Genomic DNA, 23904 nt, shown 5'->3' with positions numbered 1-23904 from the left:
GTCCTGTCCTTCGGGTCGGGGTTCAGCGCTTGCCGGACGGACGGCCCTTGGCACGCGAGGTGCCGGCCGACCGGCCGCGCTGACCGACCATACCCGCCGGCTCGTCGGCCGGCTCCTCGCCCTCCGCGCCCTCCGCGCCCTCGGCCGCGTCGGCCTTGGCCGCCTGGCTCGCACGGTGCTGGAGGACCCGCTTGCGCAGCGCCTTCATCTGCGGCTGCTCCTCCTTGAGCTGCGCCAGCAGCGGGGTGGCGACGCAGATCGAGGAGTACGCACCGGCCGCGAGACCGATGAACAGCGCGAGCGAGATGTCGTTCAGCGTGCCGGCACCCAGGAGGCCGCCACCGATGAACAGCAGCGCGGCGACCGGCAGCAGGGCGACCACGGTGGTGTTGAGCGAACGCACCAGGGTCTGGTTGAGGCCCGCGTTGGCCGCCTCGCTGTAGGTGAGCTTGTTCTGCTTGGTGAGCCCCTTGGTGTTCTCCTTCACGGTGTCGAAGACGACGACCGTGTCGTAGAGCGAGTACCCGAGGATCGTCAGGAAGCCGATCACCGTACCGGGGGTGACCTCGAAGCCCACCAGGGCGTACACCCCGATGGTGATCAGGAGGTCGTGGATGAGGGCGACCAGGGCGGCCACCGCCATCCGCCACTCGAAGGCGATCGCCAGGTAGGCCGTCACCAGGATCATGAAGACGATCAGACCGGTGAGCGCCTTGTCGGAGATCTGCTTGCCCCAGCTGGGGCCGATCACCTGGGCCTCGACGGTGTCCAGCGGCACGGAGAGCTTCTGCGAGAGCTGCGAGCGGATCTCGTCCGAGCTCTTCTGCTCGTCGGTGCTGACCTGGATGCGGATCTTGTTGTTGTCCGTGGACTGCACCAGCGGGTGCGAGGAGACGATCTCATCGGCGGTGGTCTGCGCCTGCGAGACGGTCAGCCCCGGCTTGGCGACGGTGTAGACCGAGCCGCCCTTGAACTCGATGCCCAGGTGCAGGCCCATGGCCAGGCCGATCGCCGCGACCAGCACGATCACGCCGGAGATCGAGTACCAGATCTTGCGGCGGCCGACGAAATCGAAGCTGATCTCGCCCTGGTAGAGCCGGTGGCCCAGATTGGAGAAGCGTGACACGGTGTCAGGCCTCCTTCACGGCGGCAGAGGAGGGGCTACGGCGACGGCTGCTGCGCAGCGGCGGGCGGGCGCCCAGCCGCTTCGGGTCCAGGCCGGACCACGGGTGGCCGTCGGAGAAGAACTTCCGGCGGGCCAGCAGGGTGATCATCGGCTTGGTGAAGAGGAAGATCACCACGACGTCGAGCGCGGTGGTCAGACCCAGGGTGAAGGCGAAGCCCTGCACCTTGCCGACGGAGACGATGTAGAGCACCGCGGCACAGAGGAACGAGACGAAGTCCGACACCAGGATGGTGCGCCGGGCGCGCGGCCAGGCCCGCTGGACCGCCGGGCGCAGCGGGGCGCCCTCGCGGACCTCGTCGCGGATGCGCTCGAAGTACACGATGAACGAGTCGGCGGTGATACCGATCGCGACGATCGCACCGCAGACCGCCGGCAGGTTCAGCGCGAAGCCGATCCCGCCGCCGAGCAGGCTCATGATCGAGTAGGTCAGGATCGCCGAGACGATCAGACCGGCGATCGAGACCAGGCCGAGGCCGCGGTAGTAGATCACCGAGTAGGCGACCACCAGCAGCATGCCGATCGCGCCGGCGATCAGACCGGCCTTGAGCTGGTCGGAGCCGAGCTGCGGGGAGACGGTGGTGATCTCGCCCTTGCCGAAGTCCAGCGGCAGGGCGCCGTAGCTCAGCACGTTGGACAGGTCCCGCGCCTCCTCCTGGCTGAAGGTGCCGGAGATGACGGCGGTGCCACCCGGGATGGCGCTGCGCACGTACGGGTGGGAGACGACCTCGTTGTCCAGCACGATGGCGAACTGGTTGGTCGGGTCCGGCAGGGCGGCCAGCTTGCCGGTGACGGCGGCGAAGTCGTCGGTGCCCTTGCTGTTGAACTGGAGCTGGACCTGCCAGCCGTTGCCCTGCTGGGTGTCCAGGCCGGGCTGGGCCTTGGAGACGTCCGAGCCCTTCACGGCCACCGGGCCGAGGACGAGCTTGGAGTAGGCACCGCCGCGCTCGGGCTTCTGGGAGCAGGCGACGACCGCCTTGTCCTCGGCCTGCTGGCCCGACCCCAGGCGCGCCGCGGGGTTGGTGCAGTCGAGGGCCGCGAACGCGGCCTGGAGCTCCGGCGGCACCGTGCCCTGGGTCATCGCGGCCGAGAGGTCGGCCGGGTTCGGGGCCGTGGCGGGGGCGCTCGGGGCACCGGAGGCGGCGGCGGACGGCGCGCCGGAGGCCGGGGCGCTCGCGGCGGCGCTCACGCCGGTGGCGGCGGTGGAGGGGCTGGCGTCGGCCGCGAGGGCCTCACCGACCGCGCGGCCCTGCTTGGTGGCGCTCGCGCTCGCGCTGGGAGTGCCGGCGGCCGCGGACGGCGCGCCGGAGGCGGCGGCGCTCGGAGCGGCCGAACCGGTGGCCGAGGGGGCCGCGGCCGGGGTGCCGGAGGCGCCGGCCGACGGGGTGGCGGTGGGGGTCGGGACCTGGAGACCACTGGGCGCCACGGCCAGGACCGGGCGGAAGTAGAGCTTCGCGGTGGTGCCGACCTTCTCGGCGGCGTTCTCCTTGTCCCCGCCCTTGGGGATGTTCACGATGATCGTGTCCGAGCCCTGGGTCTGGACCTCCGCCTCGGAGACACCCATCCCGTTGACCCGGCGCTCGATGATCCCGGTGGCGATGTCCATGTTGGACTTGTTGATCGCCTTGGGGTCGGTCGACTTCGCGGTCAGCGTGATGCTGGTGCCGCCGGCGAGGTCGATTCCGAGCCGGGGCTTGGTGTTGCCCGTCCCGAACATGAGGGCGACCAGTCCGACGGTGACGACCAGGATGAGGGCCAGCGCCCGCCCTGGGTAGCCGTCGCGCGGGCGCGACTTGGGTGTTGCCACCTTGCTCGTTTCTCCCTGTCCATGCCACTTGGCCGACCGGACCCCCGTCCGGCTCGTGGCGGGGCGGGGGCATGGCGGTTCTGCGGCCCTGAGGTCCTGTGGGCTCGCGGCACTGCGCCGCGCGGCCGGGCGGGTTGCCCGTCCGTACTACTTGCTCGCGGGAGCCCCGCCCTCGGCATCGCGCTTCTCGGCGCTGTCCTTGGTGAGCGTCAGCGGCTTGTCCTCGGCCGGCGCGGCGTCGGCGTCGGCGTCCTCGGGCTCGGACAGCTCGTCCTCGGCGGGGCGGCCGTTGATGATCGCGTCGTACTCCTGGGGGTCCAGGACGGCCGCGATCGCGCTCTTGGTGAAGTGGGCGAACACGCCGGGCGCGATCTCCAGCTCGACGGTCTCGTCGTGGACCGCCTTCACCTGGGCGTACAGACCGCCGATGGTGCGCACTCCCGCCCCGGGCTCCAGCGAGGTCTGCATGCTCTGCATCTGCTGCTGGCGCTTCTTCTGCGACCGGAACATGAGCACGATCGCGATGATCGGGAGGAGAAGGATGATGAAGTTCACTGCAGCCAGGGTCCTTTACGGGTCGCCGGTCGGCGGCCTGTGTGGTATTGGTCGGCCCGTCAGGTGAGAGGGGCGGTCCGGCGGAGTCTAGGCGACCCCGAACTGATCGGACAACGCCAAGCATCGCATCATGCCGCCGAAAGTGGCGACCCTCCGCCTGCACAGTTTCCCCGGACTTCTCCCCCGGCATCTCCGCCCCGTGTGGTACCGGGGCCCTGCGGGAACCGGGGGACGCCCACCATCACCCGTTCAGCCCTCGTCGGGCGGGAAGAGTTCGGCCTGGGCCGGGACGGCGCCCCGGGTGGTCTGGACCGGCGGGGTCAGCCCGAGGTGGTGCCAGGCCGCGGCGGTCGCGATCCGGCCGCGCGGGGTGCGGGCGAGCAGGCCCTCGCGCACCAGGAAGGGCTCGGCGACCTCCTCGACCGTCTCGGCCTCCTCACCGACCGCGACGGCCAGTGTCGACAAACCGACCGGCCCGCCGCCGAACAGCCGCAGCAGCGCGTCCAGCACCGCGCGGTCCAGCCGGTCCAGGCCCCGGGCGTCGACCTCGTAGACGTCCAGCGCCTGGGCCGCGATCCCGGCGGTGACGACGCCGTCGTGCCGGACCTGGGCGTAGTCGCGCACCCGGCGCAGGAGCCGGTTGGCGATGCGCGGGGTGCCGCGCGAGCGCCCGGCGATCTCGGCGGCGCCGGCCGGGTCGATCTCGACGTCCAGCAGCGCGGCCGAGCGGTGCACCACCCGCTGGAGCTCGGCGGGCGCGTAGAACTCCATGTGCCCGGTGAAGCCGAAGCGGTCCCGCAGCGGCGGTGGCAGCAGGCCGGCCCTGGTGGTGGCGCCGACCAGGGTGAAGGGCGGCAGCTCCAGCGGGATGGCGGTGGCACCCGGGCCCTTGCCGACGATCACGTCGACCCGGAAGTCCTCCATCGCCATGTAGAGCATCTCCTCGGCCGGCCGGGACATCCGGTGGATCTCGTCGAGGAAGAGCACCTCGCCCTCGGTGAGCGAGGAGAGGATCGCCGCGAGGTCGCCCGCGTGCTGGATGGCCGGCCCCGAGGTGATCCGGATCGGCGCGCCCAGCTCGGCCGCGATGATCATCGACAGGGTCGTCTTGCCGAGCCCGGGCGGGCCGCTCAGCAGCACGTGGTCCGGCGCGGCGCCGCGCTTGCGGGCGGCCTGGAGCACCAGGGACAGCTGCTCACGGACCCGCTCCTGGCCGATGAACTCCCCCAGCAGCTTGGGCCGCAGAGCCGCCTCGACCGCCTGGTCCTCGCCGTCGGCGGCGGCCGTGACCAGCCGGTCGGCCGTCGGGTCGGAGTCGTACGGGGTCATCAGCGGGGGCTCCAATGTCGACAAACGGACAGATCGTCAGGCGGGGCTTCAGCGGGCCCGGTTCAGGGTGCGCAGCGCGGCCTTCAGCAGGGCGCCGACGTCGGTGACGGCCTGCGCCTCGGCCTCCGGGGCGACGGCGGAGACCGCCTCGTCCGCCTCCCGCGGCGCGTACCCGAGGCCGACCAGCGCGGAGTGCAGCTGCTCGCTCCACGACGCGGGCCCGGCGGCGAGCGGCTTCTGCGCCGGGACGCTGCCGTGCGGGGCGCCCAGCTTGTCCTTGTACTCCAGCAGCAGCTTGGCCGCCTTGGCCTTGCCGATGCCGGGCACCGCCACCAGCGCCTTCTCGTCCCCGCTCGCGATGGCCAGCCGCAGCGCGTCGGGGCTGTGCACGCCGAGGATCGCCTGTGCGAGCTTGGGCCCGACGCCCGGCGCGGCCTGCAGGATCTCGAAGACGGCCCGCTCGTCGTCGTCCGCGAAGCCGAACAGCGTCAGCGAGTCCTCCCGGACGACCAGCGAGGTCGCGAGCCGGGCGGGCTCGCCGAGCCGCAGCCCGGCCAGCGTGTTCGGCGTGCACTGCACGGCCATGCCGACCCCGCCGACCTCGACGACCGCGAGCCCGGCGGAGATCGCCGCGATGGGTCCCTGCACGAAGGCGATCACCGGATGCTTCCTCTCTGGGGGGTGGCGCGGGCCACCTGGATCGCGGCCTCCAGCCGGTTCGTCGTCCGGCCGCGCCAGATGTGGCAGATGGCCAGCGCCAGCGCGTCGGCGGCGTCGGCCGGCTTCGGCGGGGCGTCCAGCCGCAGCAGGCGCTGCACCATCGCGGTGACCTGCGCCTTGTCGGCCCGGCCTGACCCGGTGACGGCGGCCTTGACCTCGCTCGGGGTGTGCAGCGTGACGGGGATGCCGCGCCGGGTGGCGCACAGCATCGCGACGGCGCTGGCCTGGGCGGTGCCCATCACCGTCCGGACGTTGTGCTGGGCGAACACCCGCTCGACGGCGACCAGGTCGGGGCGGTGCTCGTCGAGCCAGGCCTCGATGCCCTGCTCGACCAGCAGCAGCCGCTGCCCGATCTCGGCGTCCGCGGGCGTGCGCACCACGCCGACCCCGGCCATCCGCAGCGGCCGGCCCGGCGCGCCCTCGACCACGCCGACACCGCACCTGGTCAGCCCCGGGTCCACGCCCAGTACCCGCACGTCACGCCCCGCCTCTCGTCCTCGACCTGCGAAGGCTACCGTCCCGGTCGGACAACCCGACCGACGACACCGGCCCGGTGGTCCAGGGACCACCGGGCCGGGCCGTGAGAACGGTCACGCGGAAACGGTCACGCGGGACCGGTCACCGGGCGTCTCACTCGGCGTCGAGCTGCGCACCGACCTCGTCGGAGATGTCGAAGTTGGCGAAGACGTTCTGCACGTCGTCGCTGTCCTCCAGCGCGTCGATCAGCTTGAAGATCTTGCGGGCGCCGTCGACGTCCAGCTCGACCTGCATGCTCGGGAGGAAGTTGGCCTCGGCCGAGTCGTAGTCGACGCCGGCGTCCACCAGCGCGGTGCGCACGGCGACCATCTTCGAGGCCTCGGAGACGATCTCGAACGAGTCGCCGAGGTCGTTGATCTCCTCGGGCTCCTGGTCGAGGACGACCTCGAAGAGCTTGTCCTCGTCCACGCCGTCGGCCTTGGGGACGATCACGACACCCTTGCGGGTGAACAGGTACGACACCGAGCCCGGGTCGGCCATCGAGCCGCCGTTGCGGGTCATCGCGACGCGCACGTCGGAGGCGGCGCGGTTGCGGTTGTCGGTGAGGCACTCGATGAGCACCGCGACGCCGTTCGGGCCGTAGCCCTCGTACATGATGGTCTGGTAGTCGGCGCCGCCGGCCTCCAGACCGCCACCGCGCTTGACGGCGCGGTTGATGTTGTCGATCGGGACCGAGCTCTTCTTCGCCTTCTGGATGGCGTCGTAGAGGGTCGGGTTGCCCGCCGGATCGGGACCGCCGGTCTTCGCCGCCACCTCGATGTTCTTGATCATCTTGGCGAAGAGCTTGCCGCGCTTGGCGTCGATCACGGCCTTCTTGTGCTTGGTGGTAGCCCACTTAGAGTGGCCGGACATCGCCAGCTCCTTTACGTCGCCAAATGGAAATGAAACAGATGAGATCTTACCGGTGTCGTCACCGGTGGGGAGCACACGGTCAGCACGCGGCCCCGCGGGCTACGCGGCGAGGTGCTCCTCGACCATCCTGACGAAGTAGGCGTGCACCCGGTGGTCGCCGGTCAGCTCCGGGTGGAACGACGTGGCCAGCAGGTTCCCCTGGCGCACCGCGACGATCCGGCTGTCCGGGCCGTCCGCGGCCGGCAGCTCGGCCAGCACCTGGACGCCCGCGCCGACCGCCTCGACCCAGGGCGCGCGGATGAACACGCCGTGCACCGGCGCGTCGCCCAGGCCCTCGAAGGCGATCCCGGACTCGAAGGACTCGTTCTGGCGCCCGAAGGCGTTGCGCCGCACGGTCATGTCGATGCCGCCGACGGTCTCCTGGTCCTCACGGCCGTCCAGGATCTTGTCGGCCAGCATGATCATGCCCGCGCAGGTGCCGTACACCGGCATCCCGGCGGCGACCCGCTCGCGCAGCGGCTGCATCACGTCGAACAGCAGGGCCAGCTTGGACATGGTGGTGGACTCACCGCCGGGGATCACCAGCGCGTCGACCTCGGCCAGCTCCTCGGCGCGGCGCACCGGACGGGCGAGCGCGTCGGCCTCGGCCAGCGCCACCAGGTGCTCACGGACGTCGCCCTGCAGGGCGAGGACGCCGATGACGGGAGTGCTCACGGTCTTCAACCTCGTTCGATCTCTGGGGGAATGCGTGGCGCGGCCCGCCGCGCGCCGCGGCGCTGCGGCGGGCCGGCTCGGTGGTGCGGGGGTGTGCGATTACCAGCCGCGGTTGGCGTAGCGCTCGGTCTCCGGCAGGGTGTCGCAGTTGATGCCGACCATGGCCTCGCCGAGGTTGCGGGAGGCGTCGGCGATGATCTTCGGGTCGTCGAAGAAGGTGGTGGCCTTCACGATGGCGGCGGCGCGCTTGGCCGGGTCGCCCGACTTGAAGATGCCGGAACCGACGAAGACGCCCTCGGCGCCCAGCTGGCGCATCAGCGCGGCGTCGGCCGGGGTGGCCACGCCACCGGCGGAGAACAGCACGACCGGCAGCTTGCCGAGCTCGGCGACCTCCTTGACCAGCTCGTACGGGGCGCGCAGCTCCTTGGCGGCGGCGTACAGCTCGTTGTGGTCCAGGGCGCGCAGGTGGCCGATCTCGTTCTTGATCTGGCGCAGGTGGCGGACGGCCTCGACGACGTTGCCGGTGCCGGCCTCGCCCTTCGAGCGGATCATGGCCGCGCCCTCGGCGATGCGGCGCAGGGCCTCGCCCAGGTTGGTGGCACCGCAGACGAAGGGGGTGGTGAAGGCCCACTTGTCGGAGTGGTTGACCTCGTCGGCCGGCGTCAGGACCTCGGACTCGTCGATGTAGTCGACACCGAGCGACTGCAGGACCTGGGCCTCGACGAAGTGGCCGATGCGGGACTTGGCCATGACCGGGATCGAGACCGCCTCGATGATCTCCTCGATCATGTTGGGGTCCGACATGCGGGCGACGCCGCCGTCCTTGCGGATGTCGGCCGGGACCCGCTCCAGCGCCATGACGGCGACAGCGCCGGCGTCCTCGGCGATCTTGGCCTGCTCGGCGTTGACCACGTCCATGATCACACCGCCCTTGAGCTGCTCGGCCATGCCGCGCTTCACCCGGGCGGTGCCGATCTGCGGCTGGTCTGCGGTGGTGGGGGTGGTGGACACGTGAGACCTCACTCGAAGATGAACCAGTGCTATCGCCCTATGGTAGGCGCATGAATTGACGCATCCATGCGCCACCAAGTCCAGCCTGCCCCACCGGATGCGACAAACAGGCCCTATCCGGGCGTCAGGCCGGGGCGCCCTCGGGCGTGAGCGCCGGCGGCGGCGCGTCGTCCATCTCGAAGGCCATCGGGAACGGCGCCTTGCCCGCCAGCCGGAAGTACCGCACCAGCCGGTGCTGGCGCACCGCCCGGGCCGCCCGCACCGCGTCGTTGTGGAACCGGCGCGCCATCGGCACCCGCCGCACCGCCGCCGTGAGGTCCTTCACGGCCTCCTCGCCGCCCGGCTCCGCCACCAGCGCCGCCACCTGCTCCGGCTCGGCCAGCACGGCCCGCAGCGCCAGGCTCAGCTGGCTCTCCGCCACCTCGCGCTGCTCGTCGTCCGCCTGCCGGGCCGCGTGCGCCGCGTCCAGCAGCAGCAGCGAGGCCGCCGGGTCCAGCAGCGACGAGGTCGCCAGCTCCATCGCCACCGACGCCCGGCGGACCAGCTGCGCGTCCAGCGCCGCCCGGGCGGCGTCGATCCGGGCGTGCAACCGGTCCAGCCGACCGGCCGTCCAACTCAGGTACATGCCGAACAGCACCACGGCCACGCCGGCCCAGATCCACGTAGTCACGGGCCGCTACGTTACCGGGTGTCACCGGCCGCCCCGGACGGAGTCAGCCCTGGACGGCCGCGTTGCGGTAGCACTCCCGGTCGATGTCCGCGATGTCCACCGCCGTGAACAGCCGCGTACCGGGCGCCGGCCGCACGTACTGCGCCAGCAGCGCCAGGACGCCGTCGGCGAGCGCGGCCTTCGCCTCCGGGCTGCGGCCGGGGAAGACCTGGAACTGGACGAACACCTGCGCGTCGTCCGCCGCCCCGCTGGTGCCGACGACGAGCGCCTCGCTCTGGCGGAACACCGTCTTGCAGGAGTCCGGCTTGGCGTCGATCGTCCCCTCCGCGAGCCGGTTGATCGCGAGGCCCAGGCCCCGGCGGTCGAAGGTCCCGGCCAGGCTCGACGAGTAGTCGACGGAAATCTGCGGCATCGGTTGCCCCCATGGGTCGAGCAGTGCTGTCGCCCGACCCTAACTCCGCGAACAGCCGCGCCGACGGCGGCCCCCGCCGGCCGCCGGTCAGTCCCTGGCCAGCCCGAACCGGCCCCGCCGCCCGCTGCGCACGTCCTCCTCGACGACCGCCGCGGCGCCCGCCGTCACCGTCTCGTACACCGCGAGGATGTCCGCCCCGACCGTCGACCAGTCGAACCGCCGCACGTGCCGCGAGGCCGCCTTCCGCAGCTCCTCCAGCCGCGCCGGATCCCCCAGCAGGCGCAGCGCCGACTTCGCCAGCGCGTCCGCGTCCTCCACCGGGAACAGCTCGCCCGCGTCGCCGCCGTCCAGCACCTGCTTGAACGCGTCCAGGTCGCTCGCGAGCACCGGGGCGCCCGCCGACATCGCCTCGACGAGGATGATCCCGAAGCTCTCGCCGCCGGTGTTCGGCGCCACGTACAGGTCGACGCTGCGCAGCAGCCGCGCCTTCTCCCGGTCGCTCACCATGCCGAGGAACTCGACCTGCGCCCGCACCTCGGGCGCGAGGCCCGCAACGGCCTCCTCCTCGTCGCCCTTGCCGGCCACCAGGAGCCGCACGCCCGGCCGCTCGGCCAGGATCCTCGGCAGCGCCGCCAGCAGCGTCGGCAGGCCCTTGCGCGGCTCGTTGATCCGCCCGATGAAGCCGATCGTGCCCGGCTCGCCGGCCGCCGCGCCGCCCGTCCAGCGCTCGTCCGGCTCGGCCTCCGCGAAGAAGCCGACGTCCACGCCGTTCGGGATCACGACGGCGTCCCCGCCCAGGTGCTCCACCAGCGTGCGCCGGGCGTACTCCGACACCGCGATCCGGGCCCGCATCTTCTCCAGCCCGGGCTGGAGGATCGGCGAGGCCGCGATCATCGCCCGCGAGCGCGGGTTCGACGTGTGGAACGTCCCCACCATCGGCCCGGACGCCGACCACGCGGCCAGCATCGACAGGCTCGGCGAGGCCGGCTCGTGCACGTGCAGGATGTCGAACCGCCCGTCGTGCAGCCACCGCCGCACCCGCGCCGCCGACAGGATCCCGAAGCTCAGCCGCGCCACCGAGCCGTTGTACGGCACCGCCACCGCCCGCCCGGCCGAGACCACGTACGGCGGCAGCGCCTCGTCGTCCTCCGCGGGCGCCAGCACCGACACCTCGTGGCCGAGGCCGATCAGGTGCTCGGCCAGGTCCCGGATGTGGAACTGCACCCCGCCGGGGACGTCCCAGTCGTACGGGCAGACGATGCCGATCTTCACGGGTTCCTCATGCTCCTTCGCGTGCTCCGGTACGGCAGGGGGCCCGGCCTCAGGACCCGGTCGCCTCCGCCGCGGGCTCGCCGGCCGGCTCCGGCGCGTCCTCGCGCACCGGGCGCACCCGCTCCCCCGCCTGCTTCCCCGTCGTCTCCCCTGCAGTGTCCCCAACCGTCTCACGGACCGGAAGGTCGGCCAGCCAGAAGCGCTGCAGCATGTGCCAGTCCTCGGGGTGCTCGGCGATGCCCCGCTCCCACACGTCCGCCATCGCCTGCGTCATCGCCAGCGTCCGCTCCTTGCGGTCGCCCGCGGCCGGCACCGGCACCTCCGGGTGGATGAGCGCCCGCAGCACCGGCCCGTCGTACCAGAGCGTCACCGGCAGCAGCGCCGCCCCGGTCCGCTGGCACAGCGCCGCCGGACCGGCCGGCATCCGCGTCGCCTCGCCGAAGAACGACACCTCGATGCCCGCCTCCGACAGGTCCCGGTCCCCCACCAGGCACACCAGCCGCCCCTCGCGCAGCCGCCGCGCCAGCGTGCCGATCACGTTCACCCCGGCACCGGTCAGCGCCAGGACCTCCATGCCCTGGCCCTCCCGGAACTCCACGAACCGGTCGAACAGCCGCTCGGGCTTCAGCCGCTCCGCCACCGTCGTGAACGGGTGGCCCTGCTGCGCCACCCAGGTGCCCGCGAGGTCCCAGTTGCCCATGTGCGGCAGCGCTATCACCGCGCCCCGGCCGGCCTCCAGCGCCCCGCGCAGGTGCTCGAAACCCTCGACCTGCACGTCCCTGGCCACCCGCTCCCGGCTCCACACCGGCAGCCGGAACGACTCCATCCAGTACCGCAGGTACGAGCGCATCCCGGCCCGCGACAGCGCCCGCAGCGCCGCCTCGTCCAGCCCCGGACGGACCCGGCGCAGGTTCGCCTCCAGCTGCAGGACCCGCTTGCCGCGCTTGCGCCACGCGTAGTCCGCCAGCCGGTCGAACAGCCCCCGCGCCGCCCGCTCCGGCAGGTGCTTCAGCACCGCCCAGCCCAGCGCGTAGGCCCAGTACACCAGTCGGTCCGTCACCGCAGGACGCCCCCCATCAGCTCCCGGCCGCCACGCGGTCGGCCTCGAACGCCTCGCGGCGCACGGTCAGCATCCGCTGCAGCACCGTGATCAGACTGCCCACCGCGACCAGCCACAGCGCCACCGGCAGCAGCCACTCCACGTACGGCACCCCGAACTCGTGTAGACCCGCGACCCCGGCCGCCACCAGGCTGGCCACCAGCCGCTCGGCCCGCTCCACCAGCCCCGACACGTCGCACGGCAGGCCCTGGCTCTGCGCCCGCGCCTTCGTGTACGACACCACCAGCCCGCTCGCCAGGCACACGATCGCCACCGCGCACAGCAGGTTGTTGTCACCCTTGCCCGCGTACCACATCGCCAGACCGCCGAAGATCGCCGCATCGGCGACCCGGTCCAGCGTCGAGTCCAGGAACGCACCCCACTTGGTGCTCCGGCCCAGCTGGCGCGCCATGTTCCCGTCCACCAGGTCCGAGAAGATGAACAGCGTGATCGTGATGGTGCCCCAGAAGAACTCCCCGCGGGGGAAGAACACCAGCGCACCGGCCACCGAGCCGGCGGTACCGATCAGCGTCACGGCGTCCGGGCTCACGCCCAGCCGGATCAGGAACGCGGCGAACGGGGTCAGGACACGTGTGAAGAAGGCACGCGCGTATTTGTTGAGCATGGCCTTCCCGACCGCTCCGATCTCCCTGGTACCCGCCTGGCGCAACACGCGCAGCAGACGACCGGACGGATCAGCCCGCCCGGCGCACCCATCGTAGCCACGCCGACGACACGCTCCGGCGCACGCACCGCCCGACGGAGCACCGGCCGACCCGCACACGCGTACGACAACCGGCCGCCCGCACGACACGCGCCCGGGCGAGACCCGACCCTAGACTTTCGAAAGACAGCCTCGGCGCCACGGGAGGAGACCCCGATGCCCGACCGCAGCACCGCACGAGCCGGCCAGGCCCCCGCCGTCACCGGCCCCCGCGACCTGCGCAACGTCGTCCTCATCGGCTGCAGCGGTGTGGGCAAGACCACGCTCGCCGAAACCCTCGCCCTCACCGCCGGCGCCACCGGCCGGGCCGGCCGCGTCGCCGACGGCACCACCGTCTCCGACCACGAGGACATCGAGCACCAGCAGCAGCGCTCCGTCCAGCTCGCGCTGCTCCCCCTCGAATGGCGCGGCACCAAGATCAACCTGATCGACCCGCCCGGCCACCCCGACTTCGCCGCCGACCTGCGCGCCGCCCTGCACGCCGCCGACGCCGCCGTCTTCGTCGTCTCCGCCACCGACCCGGTCACCGCCCCCACCCGCGCCCTCTGGCGCGAATGCGCCGCCGAAGGCATCCCCCGCGCCATCGCCGTCGCCAAACTCGACCTCGCCCGCACCGGCTTCGACGACATCCTCACCGCCTGCCACGACGCGTTCGGCCTCGGCCCCGACACCCTGCGCCCGCTGTTCCTGCCCGTCCTCCACGACGGCCACCCCGACGGCAGCGTCGACCTCCTCACCGGCCAGACCTACGGCGACGCCACCCCCCTGCCCGACACCGCCCCCGCCCGCGACAGCCTCGTCGAAGCCATCTCCGGCCAGGACGACACCCTCATGGAGCGCTACCTCGCCGGCGACCCCCTCGACACCGACGCCCTCGAAGCCGGCATGCGCCGCGAAGTCCTCGCCTGCACCCTCCACCCAGCCGTCCCCACCAGCGAGAACGGCCTCGGCGCCGCCGAACTCCTCGACCTCATCACCCACACCTTCCCCGACCCCACCGAACGCACCCGCCCCGCCCCCGCCTGCGACCCCGACGCCCCCCTCGCCGCCCAGGTCGTCCGCGTCACCGGCGACGCCTACGTCGGCCGCGTCAGCCTCCTGCGCCTCTACGCCGGCACCCTGCGCCCCGACACCCGCATCCACCTCACCGGCCCCGCCCACACCGCCGACCAGGACGGCGACGAACGCGTCACCGCCCTCAGCAGCCCCTTCGGCAAACTCCAGCGCCCCGTCCCGCACGCCGTCGCCGGCGACCTCGTCTGCGCCGCCAAACTCACCACCGCCCGCGCCGGCGACACCGTCCACGACCCCGGCCACCCCGTCGAACTCGACGGCTGGACCCTGCCCGAACCCCTCCTGCCCATCGCCGTCGAAGCCCACAGCAAGGCCGACGACGACAAGCTCTCCCAGGCCCTCACCCGCCTCACCGCCGAAGACCCGGCCCTGCGCCTCGAACAGAACCCCGACACCCACCAGCTCGTCCTCTGGTGCACCGGCGAGGCCCACGCCGACGTCGTCCTCGACCGCCTGCGCACCCGCCACGGCGTCCACGTCGACACCGTCGAACCCAAGGTCGCCCTCCGCGAGACCTTCGGCAGCGCCGCCGCCGGCCACGGCCGGCTCGTCAAGCAGTCCGGCGGCCACGGCCAGTACGCCATCTGCGACCTGGAGGTCGAACCCCTCCCCGCCGGCTCCGGCTTCGAGTTCCAGGAACACGTCGTCGGCGGCGCCGTGCCCAAGCACTTCATCCCCTCCGTCGAGAAGGGCGTCCGCGCCCAGCTCGCCAAGGGCGTCGCCACCGGCCACCCGCTCGTCGACGTCCGCGTCACCCTCACCGACGGCAAGGCCCACTCCGTCGACTCCTCCGACGCGTCCTTCCAGACCGCCGCCGCCCTCGCCCTGCGCGACGCCGCCGAACACGCCGTGATCCGCCTGCTCGAACCCGTCGCCGCCGTCAGCGTGCTGCTCCCCGACGACTACCTCGGCGCCGTCCTCGGAGACCTCTCCGCACGCCGCGGACGCGTCCTCGGCACCGACAACGCCGGCCCCGGACTCACCCTGCTGCGCGCCGAAGTCCCCGAGCTCGAACTCACCCGCTACCCCGTCGACCTGCGCTCGCTCACCCACGGCACCGCCGAGTTCACCCGCGCCTACCTGCGGCACGAACCCATGCCCGCCGCGATCGCCGAGCGCTACGACGACTGAACGACCCCCCGGTTCGGCAGCGCGCACGCCGGAGTACCACCCGGCATCCGGTGCCGGTTCTTCGCCACCCACCGGTACACCACACCCGCCACCGGCCGCACCGGAGCCAGCGTCAACAGCGCACCCAGGTACGCCCACGCGCCACCCGACCGCATCAGCAGCCGCGCCACCGCCTGCGCACCCCCGTACACCCGGCCCGCCGGCGTCACCCACAGCACCTCGCGCTCCGCACGCTCCCAGGTGACCTCGCCCGACCCGCCGGCCCGCACGTCCAGCGCCGCCAGATCCGCGAACTGGAACGGCACCGCCTCCCAGCCCCCCGACGCCAGCGTCTGCCGCAGGTACCGCTCCGCCCACCCCACGCACGACGAACAGAACGCGCAGTCCCCGTCGAAGACCAGCACCGGATCCTTCACGACACAACCCCTTCCACCGCAGTCACGATCATCCTCCACCCGCCCCACCGGACGGCCACCACCGGGTATCGACACCCGCGAAGCTGGGCATCATGCCTGTCGGACCAACGCGGCCCGATCGTGACGGTACTTCAGACGATCATCCGCGCAGCACCACCGCGGCACGGTAACCTGCCGCTGACAAGGGGAGGAGGGGACGCCACCGTGACCACGCTCGACATGACCCCGGGTGCGCAGATACCCCGGACGGACGCCGGCCCGCAGACCGCCGTCACCCAGGCGCTCTCCTCCGCCGCCTACCGCGACGGCGAGATCGAGCCGTTCATCGAGAAGATCGGCGCCGGAACGTACAAGAAGTTCCGCTTCCGGCTGTTCCGCGCCAATCTCGGCGAGGCCTTCAGCGCCGCCGTGATCGCCCGGGCCCTCGGCGCCACCCGCAAACCCATCGTGCCCTCCTTCGGCACCGACACCCGCCAGATCGTCGAACACTGCCTCGCCGCCCAGGAGTACCGCGCCAACCGCGACCGCCAACTCACCACCATCACCGTGGTCTTCGGCGTCCTCGCCCTGCCCGGCACCCTCATCTGGCTGGCCGCGTTCTACCTCCGCGCCTGGCTCCTCAAGGACAAGTCCCGCCAGAACGAGGTCTACGGTGGCCTCGCCCTCCTCGCCGCTGGCGCCGTCGCCGTCCTCCTCGCCCTGCGCCCCCCGGCCGCCGGAATGCTCGGCCTCTACCTGCGCATCACCATGATCGCCCCGGTCATCGGCTGGTTCCTCGCCAAACGCATCGTCCTGCGCTCCACCCGCGAACTGCGCGACCGCTGGCAGGCCCTCGTCGAGGGCAACGCCGTCGCCGCCAGCGTCGCCAAGGCCGTCCCCCGCGACGACCTCGACAAGAAGGCCACCGACCTGCGCGACAAGCTCGGCCGCCTCGAAGCCGAGCAGGAGACCAACGTCCAGCACTACGCCGGCCCCAAGGGCATCCTCGGCGTCGGACGCCGCTGGGGCGAATGGCGCCTCGTCGACGTACTGCGCCCCGCCGAGGGCCACGCCGACTTCCGCGCCTTCCACCCCTGGGACCTCGTCCGCAAGATCGGCGCCCACCTCAAGGGCCTCTCGATCAGCGAGGTCGCCAACAGCGGCATGACCAACGTCTCGATCAAGCAGTGGGCGGTGCTCGAAGTCGGCGAGAACGCCGACGAGATCTCCCGCCCCGCGGGCGCCGACATGGACGGCGACCGGATGCGCGACTTCGCCGTCCAGACCATCGCCGACAAGCAGACCTTCTCCGGCGGCGGCGCCCGGCACTACCTCGCCACCCAGTTCATCACCTTCGACGGCAAGCTGATCATCACCTTCACCGTCACCGTCACCCTGCTCGCCAACACCCTCACCGTGACGGTCGCCGGCTACGCGCTCGGCCCGGTCGCCGGCATCTTCGGGGACAAGCCCGCCCCCAAGGAGAAGACGATCCAGAAGACCGGCAAGTTCTGGGAGGAGCGGACCGTCCAGCTCCCCCTGATCGACAACGACGAAGTGGTGCGCCAAGCGCTGCGCGCCCCTCTCGTCCGCGTCCCCGGCCTGCTCGCCTGGCTCGGCGGCGGCATCGCCCTGCCCGAGCCCTTCGGCTTCCGGCACGCCTGGGCGAACCCGCCGTGGAGCAGCCGGTTCATGACGGACAACGCGCTCAACGCCTCCGTCCCGGTGCTCAGCGCGGTCCACGCCGCCACGCTGGAGTTCCTGGAGGAGCACGACCTCGACACCGAGCGCTTCTTCAAGAACCGCGCCTCGATCATCAAGTCCGAGGCGCAGGGCACCCGGCCGTACAAGGTCGACCAGTTCGACGCCGGCTGACCGACGCACGACGCGAAGGGGCCCGTCGCCGATTCCTCTCGGTGACGGGCCCTCGACGTCCTGCGATCAATCCTGCGGCCACACCTCGGCCAGCATCTTGCGGGTGTCCGCGAGCAGCTGCGGCAGCACCTTCGTGTGCCCCACCACCGGCATGAAGTTGGTGTCCCCGCCCCAGCGCGGCACCACGTGCTGGTGCAGGTGCGCCGCGATCCCGGCACCGGCCGCCGCACCCTGGTTCATCCCGATGTTGAACCCGTGCGCGCCGGAGGCGGCCCGCAGCGCGGTCATCGCCTTCTTGGTGAAGTCCGCCAGCTCGGCGGTCTCGGCCGCGTCCAGGTCGGTGTAGTCCGCGACGTGCCGGTACGGGACGACCATCAAGTGCCCGCCGTTGTACGGGTAGAGGTTCAGCACCGCGAACACCGAGCCGCCGCGCGCGATGACCAGCCCGTCCTCGTCGCTCAGCGACGGGATCGAGCAGAACGGGCAACCGTCGTCCGGAGCCGGGCCGGTGGGCTTGTTCTCACCCTGGATGTACGCCATCCGATGGGGGGTCCACAGGCGGCGGAAGCCGTCCGGCTCACCGACGCCCCGCTGCAGTTCCGGCTCAGTCGTCATGCTGATCAGCATATTCGCCCGAGGGTGCTTGCAAAGCCGCGCGGGGCAGACTCCTCAGGAGCCTGCCCCGCGCTGTAGCCTCGTGGACTGCCTCGGCCACCGGCACACCGTTCGGATCACCCCCGCACAGGCGGGGAATGCGTCACACCTGAATGCGGCGCGCCACAGCGTCAACGATCTCGGCGATCGCCTGGTCACGGGGCACGCCGTTCTTCTGCTCGCCGTTGCGGTAGCGGAAGGAGACGGCCCCGGCCTCGACGTCGTCGTTGCCCGCGATGAGCATGAACGGGACCTTGGTCTTCTGGGCGTTGCGGATCTTCTTCTGCATGCGGTCGTCCGAGGTGTCCACCTCGACCCGGATCCCGTGCTTCTTCAGCTCGGCCGCGACCTCCAGCAGGTACGGCACGTGCTCGTCGGTGATCGGGATGCCGGTGACGGTGACCGGGGCCAGCCACGGCGGCATGGCGCCGGCGTAGTGCTCCAGCAGCACCGCGAAGAAGCGCTCGATCGAACCGAAGAGGGCACGGTGGATCATGACCGGCCGCTGGCGCGAACCGTCCGCCGCCGTGTACTCCAGGTCGAAGCGCTCCGGCAGGTTGAAGTCCAGCTGGATGGTGCTCATCTGCCAGGTACGGCCGATGGCGTCCTTCGCCTGCACCGAGATCTTCGGGCCGTAGAAGGCCGCGCCACCCGGGTCCGGCACCAGCGGCAGGCCCTGCTTCTCGGCCACGGCAGCCAGAACGGCGGTGGCCTCCTCCCAGGTCTCATCGCTACCGACGTACTTCACCGGGTCCTTGGTCGACAGCTCCAGGTAGAAGTCGGTCAGACCGTAGTCGCGGAGCAGGTTGAGCACGAAGGTCAGCGTCGAGTCGAGCTCGTCAGCCATCTGCTCGCGGGTGCAGTAGATGTGCGCGTCGTCCTGGGTGAAGCCGCGGGCGCGGGTCAGGCCGTGCACGACGCCCGACTTCTCGTAGCGGTACACCGTCCCGAACTCGAAGAGGCGCAGCGGCAGTTCACGGTACGAGCGGCCGCGCGCGTCGAAGATCAGGTTGTGCATCGGGCAGTTCATCGGCTTGAGGTAGTAGTCCACGCCCTCGTCGAGCTGCATGGGCGGGTACATACCGTCCGCGTACCAGTCGAGGTGGCCGCTCTTCTCGAAGAGCTTCCCCTTGGTGGCGTGCGGGGTGTAGACGAACTCGTAGCCCTCTTCCTCGTGCCGCTTGCGCGAGTAGTCCTCCATGGCGCGGCGGATGATGCCGCCCTTGGGGTGGAAGACGGCGAGGCCGGAGCCGATCTCCTCGGGGATGGAGAAGAGGTCGAGCTCGTTGCCGAGCTTGCGGTGGTCGCGCTTCTCGGCCTCGACCAGGAAGTCCAGGTGGGCCTTCAGCTCGTCCTTGCTCGGCCAGGCGGTCCCGTAGATGCGCTGAAGCATGGGGTTGCGCTCGCTGCCGCGCCAATACGCGGCCGCGTTGCGCATCAGCTTGAACGCCGGGATGTGCCGGGTGCTGGGCAGGTGCGGGCCGCGGCAGAGGTCGCCCCAGCACTGGTCGCCGGTCTTGGCGTCCAGGTTGTCGTAGATGGTGAGCTCGCCGGCGCCGACCTCGACGTCGGCGCCCTCGCCGGCGGTGGCGGCGGAGCCCTTGAGGCCGATCAGCTCCAGCTTGTACGGCTCGGCGGCCAGCTCCTCGCGGGCGGACTCGTCGGTGACCACGCGGCGGGAGAACTTCTGCCCGCGCTTGATGATCTCCTGCATCTTCTTCTCGATGGCCTTGAGGTCATCGGGGTGGAAGGGCTTCTCGACGTCGAAGTCGTAGTAGAAGCCGTCCTTGACCGGCGGGCCGATGCCGAGCTTGGCCTCGGGGAAGAGCTGCTGCACGGCCTGGGCCATGACGTGCGCGGTGGAGTGGCGCAGGATGTCCAGGCCGTCCTTGCTGTCGATCGCGACCGGCTCGACCTCGTCGCCGTCCTGGACGGCGTAGGCGAGGTCCTTGAGCTGGCCGCCGACGCGGGCGGCGATGATGGAGCGGTCGTCGGCGAAGAGCTCGGCGGCCGTGGTGCCCGTCGTCACCACGCGCTCTTCCCGATCGGGTTCGCGGCTGATGATTACCCGGACGTCCGTCACCGGTCTCTCCTGACGTGCTGGATTAGAGGACGCAACACTGCGCTGCGCGTGACGATGGTACCGAGAGCACCGCCCCCGCCGTTCACCGACGGCGATCTAGGTGCTTTCTCCCACGTCGTGAAGCCCGTCCTGAAGTCCCTTGAGCAGCCGCTCGCGGTCCCCTTCCTCCCATCCGCACAGCTCAAGGCCGTGCGGCCGGGTGAGCCGACGGAAGCCGCCACGGCTCTCCAGCCGGCCGCCGACCCGCACCGGGACGCCCGCCAGGTGGGCCTCGACGGCGAGCCGGTAGTCGGGGTCGGGCAGCCGGACCTTGAGCTCGCGGACCTCGGCGCCGCCGAGCACCCGCAGCCGCACGGTGCCGGGGCCGGCCGGGTCGGCGCGCTTGAGGCGGACGACGACGCCGACGACGGTGACGGCGACGGCGGGCTCGATGCGCTCCAGCAGTTCGGCGGCCTCGGCCAGGGCGGGCAGGTCGCCGGGCGAGAAGTCGAGGACGACGCGGCGCTCGCCGAAGCCGCCCGGCGTCCCGGCCGCGGCCGACCAGGCGACGGCGAGCCGGGCGGCGGTCGCACCGCGCACGAGTTCCTCGACCGACTGCACGAGCTCGCGGCTGACCCCGGCCTGGACGGCGTTCTCGAAGGCCTCGGGCCCGCCGCTGACCCGGCGGTAGTCGACGGCGTCGCGCAGCGCCTCCAGCGCGCGGACGAGGGTGGTGACGGCGGCGCGGCCCTCGGGGGCGGGGGTGTAGACGGTGAGGCCGGCGCCCTGGTCGACGACCAGGACGCGGTCCAGGAAGTCGTCGGCCCAGGTGTCCAGCCGGGCGCCGTAGTAGGCGGCCCTGGTCCGGCCGGCTTTGGCCCCGGCGGCGAGCATGTCGCGTGCCGCCCGTCCGAGCCGTTCGGTGTCCTCCCAGGGCGCGGTGCCGGCCGGTCCTGGCAGGTCGCGGTGCCAGCGCAGCTCGTCGCCGGGCACGGCGAGGGCGAGCAGGATCGAGCGGGCGGAGGGGCTGTGCGAGCGGGAGAGGGCGGTGACGGCGTCGGCGAGGAGTTCGACCGCGTCGTCGAAGCCGTCGCCGGCGGGGACGAGCAGGCTGGTGCCGGGGTCGTCGTCCGGCGAGGTCCAGCGGCCGTACCGGGCGGCGGGGCCGCCGCGCCGCACCCAGCCGTGCCGGGCGAGCAGGGTGGCGAGCACCGCCGGGTCGACGTTTGCCGGGTCGGGCAGGGCGGCGTCGGGCTCGCCCGGTGCGTGGGGTGGTGTCATGGGTGCGGCTCCTCCCAGCCGGGCCGGGCCGACACGGGCTGCCGCCCGCGCCGACCCTGGCCATGATGTCGCACAGCGCGCGGTCGTCGAAGACCTTCGTGGTGGGCACCCGGACGTTGGTGCGGCGCTGCCCGGTGACGGGGTGGCCGGCCAGGTTGACCCAGTAGCAGCAGTGCCGCAGTTCGAGCGCGTCCGGCCGGGCCGCCAGCCAGTGGTCGACCCGGCGCGGCAGCAGCATGACGACCAGGATCCGGGGCACCGCGACGCGGGCCCGGGCGAGCTTGCGCAGGTGGTCGTTGTCCAGGGTGAAGCTGAAGAACGGGCCGGCGGGGTCGGGCGCGATCTGCTGGGTCGCCTTCAGCTGGATCTTGATGGTGACCTCGTCGTCGACCTCGTGCGCCCGGGAACCGTGACTGACCTGCCAGTCGATGCCGTTGTCCGGGAAGGGCTGGGAGAGCGAGCAGCCGGCCGCCGCGGCGACCGCGTGCAGGTAGCCGACCTGCAGCGTCTCCATGCAGGCCGTGACCGCGAGGTTCCCCCGCAGGACCGCCGCCGCCTCGTCGGGCTGCGGCTGTGTCAGCGCCATCGCCCCCAACCTCCCCCCGGGCCCGCCAACCCCTGGGCAGCGGCCCAAGGCCAGGATCCCCGGCCCGGCCTGCGCCAAACGGTTGAGCGGGCGTCAGAACCGGGTATCAACCGGGTGCGGACCGCACGTCTGAGGGGCAGTCATGCAGCACTACTGGTACACCGGCCCACTCGCCTCCTTCGACACCGAGACCACCGGCGTGGACGTCGAACACGACCGGATCGTCTCGGCCGCCCTGGTCGTCCAACTCGCCCCGGGCGCACCCGTGCAGACCGAGACCTGGCTGGCCGATCCCGGGGTCCCCATCCCGGACGGCGCCCGGGCGGTGCACGGCATCACCGACGAGCACGTGCGCGCGCACGGCCGGCCGGCCCGCACCGTCGTGGCGGAGATAGCCAGGGCCCTGGCCGCCCAGGCCAGGGCCGGGCGCCCGGTGGTGGTGATGAACGCGCCCTACGATCTGACGCTGCTGGACCGGGAGTTGCGGCGCCACCACGGCCTCTCGCTGCCGGGCGGGCTGGGCGCGGCCGGCCTGGTGGTGCTGGACCCGCGGGTGCTGGACAAGCACGTGGACCGCTACCGCAAGGGCCGCCGGACGCTGACCGACCTGTGCGCGCACTACGGCGTCGAACTGGCGGGCGCGCACGACGCGGCGGCGGACGCCTCGGCGGCGCTGGCGCTGACGCGGACGATCGGTGCCCGCTACCCGGCGGCGCTGGGCGGGCTCACGGCGGCGGAGCTGCACCTGCGGCAGGCGATCTGGCACGCGGCGCAGGCGCGGGGGCTGCAGAACTGGTTCGACCGGTCCGGGACGCCGGAGCGGGTGGACCTGTCCTGGCCGCTGCGGCCGGCCAGGTGCGGGTGCGGCCGGCGGCTGGAGCCGGAGCACGGCTGCGAGGCGGCGGCGTAGCGGTTGGGCCCCGAACGCGCCGCAGGCCCCGACCGGTTTCCCGATCAGGGCCTGCATGCTGTCCGGTGGGCGATACTGGGATCGAACCAGTGACCCCTTCGGTGTGAACGAAGTGCTCTCCCGCTGAGCTAATCGCCCGGGTGCAGGGAAAACATTACCGCATCCCGGAGGGTGGTCCGAACACCCTGCCCGGCAGGGGCCCCGCCCCCGGAGCGGCCCGGCTCCCGTCCGCCGTCCGGGGGACGGTCGGTCCGTAGCGCGCGACGTACCAGCCGCGTGAGGTTCCGGCGGCGGACCCGGGGCCGGACAGCGGCAGCATGATCACACCGAGGACCACGACGGCGAGGCCGGCCGGGGCCGCTCGACATGATCGCTTCACCCGTTCCCGCGTTCCCACCGGTCTTGTCGTTTCGCACAGTCATGCCGGGAAACAACCGAGAAGTGGCCCGGTAATGCCGGGCCGGGGCACTCGGGGAAGATTCCGCAATGCGCCGTAAGGGGTACGACTCGGCCCTCAATCAGGACAGAGGGGTTTACATCGGGCTTGGAGGTGGGATGGTCCGTTCGCCGACGTGCGATTCCCCGAGCGCACACTGAGCGAAAGGCCATGGCGCTTATGAACACCACGGTCAGCTGCGAGCTGCACCTGCGCCTCATCGTGTCCAGCGAGTCCTCACTGCCCGTCCCCGCGGGCCTGCGCTACGACACCGCCGACCCCTACGCCGTGCACGCCACGTTCCACACGGGCGCCGACGAGACCGTGGAGTGGGTGTTCGCCCGAGATCTCCTCGCGGAGGGGCTGCACCGACCCACCGGTACCGGCGACGTCCGAGTGTGGCCGTCGCGCAGCCACGGGCAAGGGGTGGTCTGCATCGCACTGAGCTCTCCGGAAGGAGAAGCCCTGCTGGAGGCCCCGGCCCGGGCGCTTGAGTCGTTCCTCAAGCGGACGGACGCCGCGGTGCCGCCCGGCACCGAACACCGCCACTTCGACCTCGACCGGGAGCTGTCCCACATCCTCGCCGAAAGCTGATTCCCGCCCGGAGGCGGTCAC

At 72.1% G+C, this 23904-nt stretch carries 22 protein-coding genes, 1 tRNA gene and 1 pseudogene; 4 read left to right on the top strand and 20 right to left on the bottom strand.

Annotated features, from left to right (window positions below; genetic code table 11):
- Positions 1 to 22: 22 nt before the first annotated feature.
- The 14 genes from secF to pgsA form a co-directional block, all read right to left on the bottom strand.
- Positions 23 to 1126 carry a protein translocase subunit SecF gene (gene secF / locus AB0O00_RS04920; protein ID WP_363648681.1) on the bottom strand — a complete coding sequence of 368 codons (1104 nt, stop codon included), beginning with the start codon at positions 1124 to 1126 and terminating at the stop codon, positions 23 to 25.
- A 4-nt stretch (positions 1127 to 1130) separates the two neighbouring features.
- Positions 1131 to 2900, bottom strand: a complete 1770-nt coding sequence (gene secD, locus AB0O00_RS04915; RefSeq protein WP_363648692.1) for a protein translocase subunit SecD — start codon at positions 2898 to 2900, stop codon at positions 1131 to 1133.
- A 237-nt stretch (positions 2901 to 3137) separates the two neighbouring features.
- A complete protein-coding gene (yajC, locus tag AB0O00_RS04910) occupies positions 3138 to 3545 on the bottom strand; it encodes a preprotein translocase subunit YajC (RefSeq protein WP_363648680.1) in 408 nt (135 codons plus the stop codon).
- 249 nt (positions 3546 to 3794) lie between these two features.
- Positions 3795 to 4874: a Holliday junction branch migration DNA helicase RuvB gene (gene ruvB, locus AB0O00_RS04905; protein WP_363648679.1), complete on the bottom strand. Its 1080-nt coding sequence runs from the start codon at positions 4872 to 4874 to the stop codon at positions 3795 to 3797.
- A 48-nt stretch (positions 4875 to 4922) separates the two neighbouring features.
- Complete coding sequence (gene ruvA, locus AB0O00_RS04900) at positions 4923 to 5534, bottom strand: Holliday junction branch migration protein RuvA (RefSeq protein ID WP_363648678.1); 612 nt, start codon at positions 5532 to 5534, stop codon at positions 4923 to 4925.
- The gene (gene ruvC, locus AB0O00_RS04895; protein ID WP_363648677.1) at positions 5531 to 6070 is read right to left on the bottom strand and encodes a crossover junction endodeoxyribonuclease RuvC; all 540 of its coding nucleotides are present in this window, start codon (positions 6068 to 6070) and stop codon (positions 5531 to 5533) included. The genes ruvA and ruvC overlap by 4 nt, the downstream gene beginning before the upstream one ends.
- Positions 6071 to 6224: 154 nt before the next feature.
- Positions 6225 to 6983, bottom strand: a complete 759-nt coding sequence (locus AB0O00_RS04890; protein ID WP_363648676.1) for a YebC/PmpR family DNA-binding transcriptional regulator — start codon at positions 6981 to 6983, stop codon at positions 6225 to 6227.
- 99 nt (positions 6984 to 7082) lie between these two features.
- Positions 7083 to 7697, bottom strand: a complete 615-nt coding sequence (pdxT, locus tag AB0O00_RS04885; protein WP_363648675.1) for a pyridoxal 5'-phosphate synthase glutaminase subunit PdxT — start codon at positions 7695 to 7697, stop codon at positions 7083 to 7085.
- A 99-nt stretch (positions 7698 to 7796) separates the two neighbouring features.
- Complete coding sequence (gene pdxS, locus AB0O00_RS04880; protein ID WP_030286348.1) at positions 7797 to 8708, bottom strand: pyridoxal 5'-phosphate synthase lyase subunit PdxS; 912 nt, start codon at positions 8706 to 8708, stop codon at positions 7797 to 7799.
- A gap of 124 nt (positions 8709 to 8832) precedes the next feature.
- Positions 8833 to 9333 (bottom strand): hypothetical protein, encoded by a 501-nt coding sequence (locus tag AB0O00_RS04875; RefSeq protein ID WP_363648691.1) that lies wholly within the window; start codon positions 9331 to 9333, stop codon positions 8833 to 8835.
- 88 nt (positions 9334 to 9421) lie between these two features.
- On the bottom strand, positions 9422 to 9790 hold the full coding sequence (locus AB0O00_RS04870) for an isomerase (RefSeq protein WP_363648674.1): 369 nt from the start codon (positions 9788 to 9790) through the stop codon (positions 9422 to 9424).
- Between the two features lie 87 nt (positions 9791 to 9877).
- On the bottom strand, positions 9878 to 11062 hold the full coding sequence (locus AB0O00_RS04865) for a glycosyltransferase family 4 protein (protein WP_363648673.1): 1185 nt from the start codon (positions 11060 to 11062) through the stop codon (positions 9878 to 9880).
- Positions 11063 to 11111: 49 nt separating this feature from the next.
- The gene (locus tag AB0O00_RS04860) at positions 11112 to 12122 is read right to left on the bottom strand and encodes a phosphatidylinositol mannoside acyltransferase (RefSeq protein WP_363648672.1); all 1011 of its coding nucleotides are present in this window, start codon (positions 12120 to 12122) and stop codon (positions 11112 to 11114) included.
- A 16-nt stretch (positions 12123 to 12138) separates the two neighbouring features.
- Complete coding sequence (gene pgsA / locus AB0O00_RS04855) at positions 12139 to 12786, bottom strand: phosphatidylinositol phosphate synthase (protein WP_329925087.1); 648 nt, start codon at positions 12784 to 12786, stop codon at positions 12139 to 12141.
- A gap of 255 nt (positions 12787 to 13041) precedes the next feature.
- On the opposite strand from pgsA, the gene AB0O00_RS04850 reads away from it, so the two are divergent.
- The gene (locus tag AB0O00_RS04850) at positions 13042 to 15090 is read left to right on the top strand and encodes an elongation factor G-like protein EF-G2 (protein ID WP_363648671.1); all 2049 of its coding nucleotides are present in this window, start codon (positions 13042 to 13044) and stop codon (positions 15088 to 15090) included.
- Here AB0O00_RS04850 and AB0O00_RS04845 read toward each other — a convergent pair.
- A complete protein-coding gene (locus AB0O00_RS04845; RefSeq protein ID WP_363648670.1) occupies positions 15078 to 15506 on the bottom strand; it encodes a DUF393 domain-containing protein in 429 nt (142 codons plus the stop codon). The genes AB0O00_RS04850 and AB0O00_RS04845 overlap by 13 nt on opposite strands.
- Positions 15507 to 15710: 204 nt before the next feature.
- Between AB0O00_RS04845 and AB0O00_RS04840 the strand changes: the two genes are divergently transcribed.
- Positions 15711 to 17360, top strand: a complete 1650-nt coding sequence (locus tag AB0O00_RS04840; protein ID WP_363648669.1) for a hypothetical protein — start codon at positions 15711 to 15713, stop codon at positions 17358 to 17360.
- A 66-nt stretch (positions 17361 to 17426) separates the two neighbouring features.
- On the opposite strand, the gene AB0O00_RS04835 is transcribed toward AB0O00_RS04840, so the two are convergent.
- From AB0O00_RS04835 to AB0O00_RS04820, 4 genes and pseudogenes are all read right to left on the bottom strand, one after another.
- Positions 17427 to 17987 carry an HIT domain-containing protein gene (locus AB0O00_RS04835; protein WP_363648668.1) on the bottom strand — a complete coding sequence of 187 codons (561 nt, stop codon included), beginning with the start codon at positions 17985 to 17987 and terminating at the stop codon, positions 17427 to 17429.
- Between the two features lie 130 nt (positions 17988 to 18117).
- Positions 18118 to 20097: a threonine--tRNA ligase gene (gene thrS, locus AB0O00_RS04830; protein ID WP_363648667.1), complete on the bottom strand. Its 1980-nt coding sequence runs from the start codon at positions 20095 to 20097 to the stop codon at positions 18118 to 18120.
- A 96-nt stretch (positions 20098 to 20193) separates the two neighbouring features.
- Complete coding sequence (locus tag AB0O00_RS04825) at positions 20194 to 21357, bottom strand: hypothetical protein (RefSeq protein ID WP_363648666.1); 1164 nt, start codon at positions 21355 to 21357, stop codon at positions 20194 to 20196.
- 34 nt (positions 21358 to 21391) lie between these two features.
- Positions 21392 to 21943 (bottom strand): annotated as a pseudogene (locus tag AB0O00_RS04820) (DUF4365 domain-containing protein); the annotation flags it as partial.
- A gap of 142 nt (positions 21944 to 22085) precedes the next feature.
- On the opposite strand from AB0O00_RS04820, the gene AB0O00_RS04815 reads away from it, so the two are divergent.
- Positions 22086 to 22853 carry an exonuclease domain-containing protein gene (locus tag AB0O00_RS04815; RefSeq protein ID WP_363648665.1) on the top strand — a complete coding sequence of 256 codons (768 nt, stop codon included), beginning with the start codon at positions 22086 to 22088 and terminating at the stop codon, positions 22851 to 22853.
- Positions 22854 to 22919: 66 nt separating this feature from the next.
- Here AB0O00_RS04815 and AB0O00_RS04810 read toward each other — a convergent pair.
- Positions 22920 to 22991, bottom strand: a tRNA-Val gene (locus AB0O00_RS04810).
- 478 nt (positions 22992 to 23469) lie between these two features.
- Here AB0O00_RS04810 and AB0O00_RS04805 point away from each other — a divergent pair.
- On the top strand, positions 23470 to 23883 hold the full coding sequence (locus tag AB0O00_RS04805; protein ID WP_030056266.1) for an SsgA family sporulation/cell division regulator: 414 nt from the start codon (positions 23470 to 23472) through the stop codon (positions 23881 to 23883).
- Positions 23884 to 23904 lie beyond the last annotated feature (21 nt).

It is taken from the genome of Kitasatospora sp. NPDC093558 (genome assembly GCF_040683475.1).
Classification (GTDB): domain Bacteria; phylum Actinomycetota; class Actinomycetes; order Streptomycetales; family Streptomycetaceae; genus Kitasatospora.
This window is presented reverse-complemented; position numbering and strand designations above follow the sequence as displayed.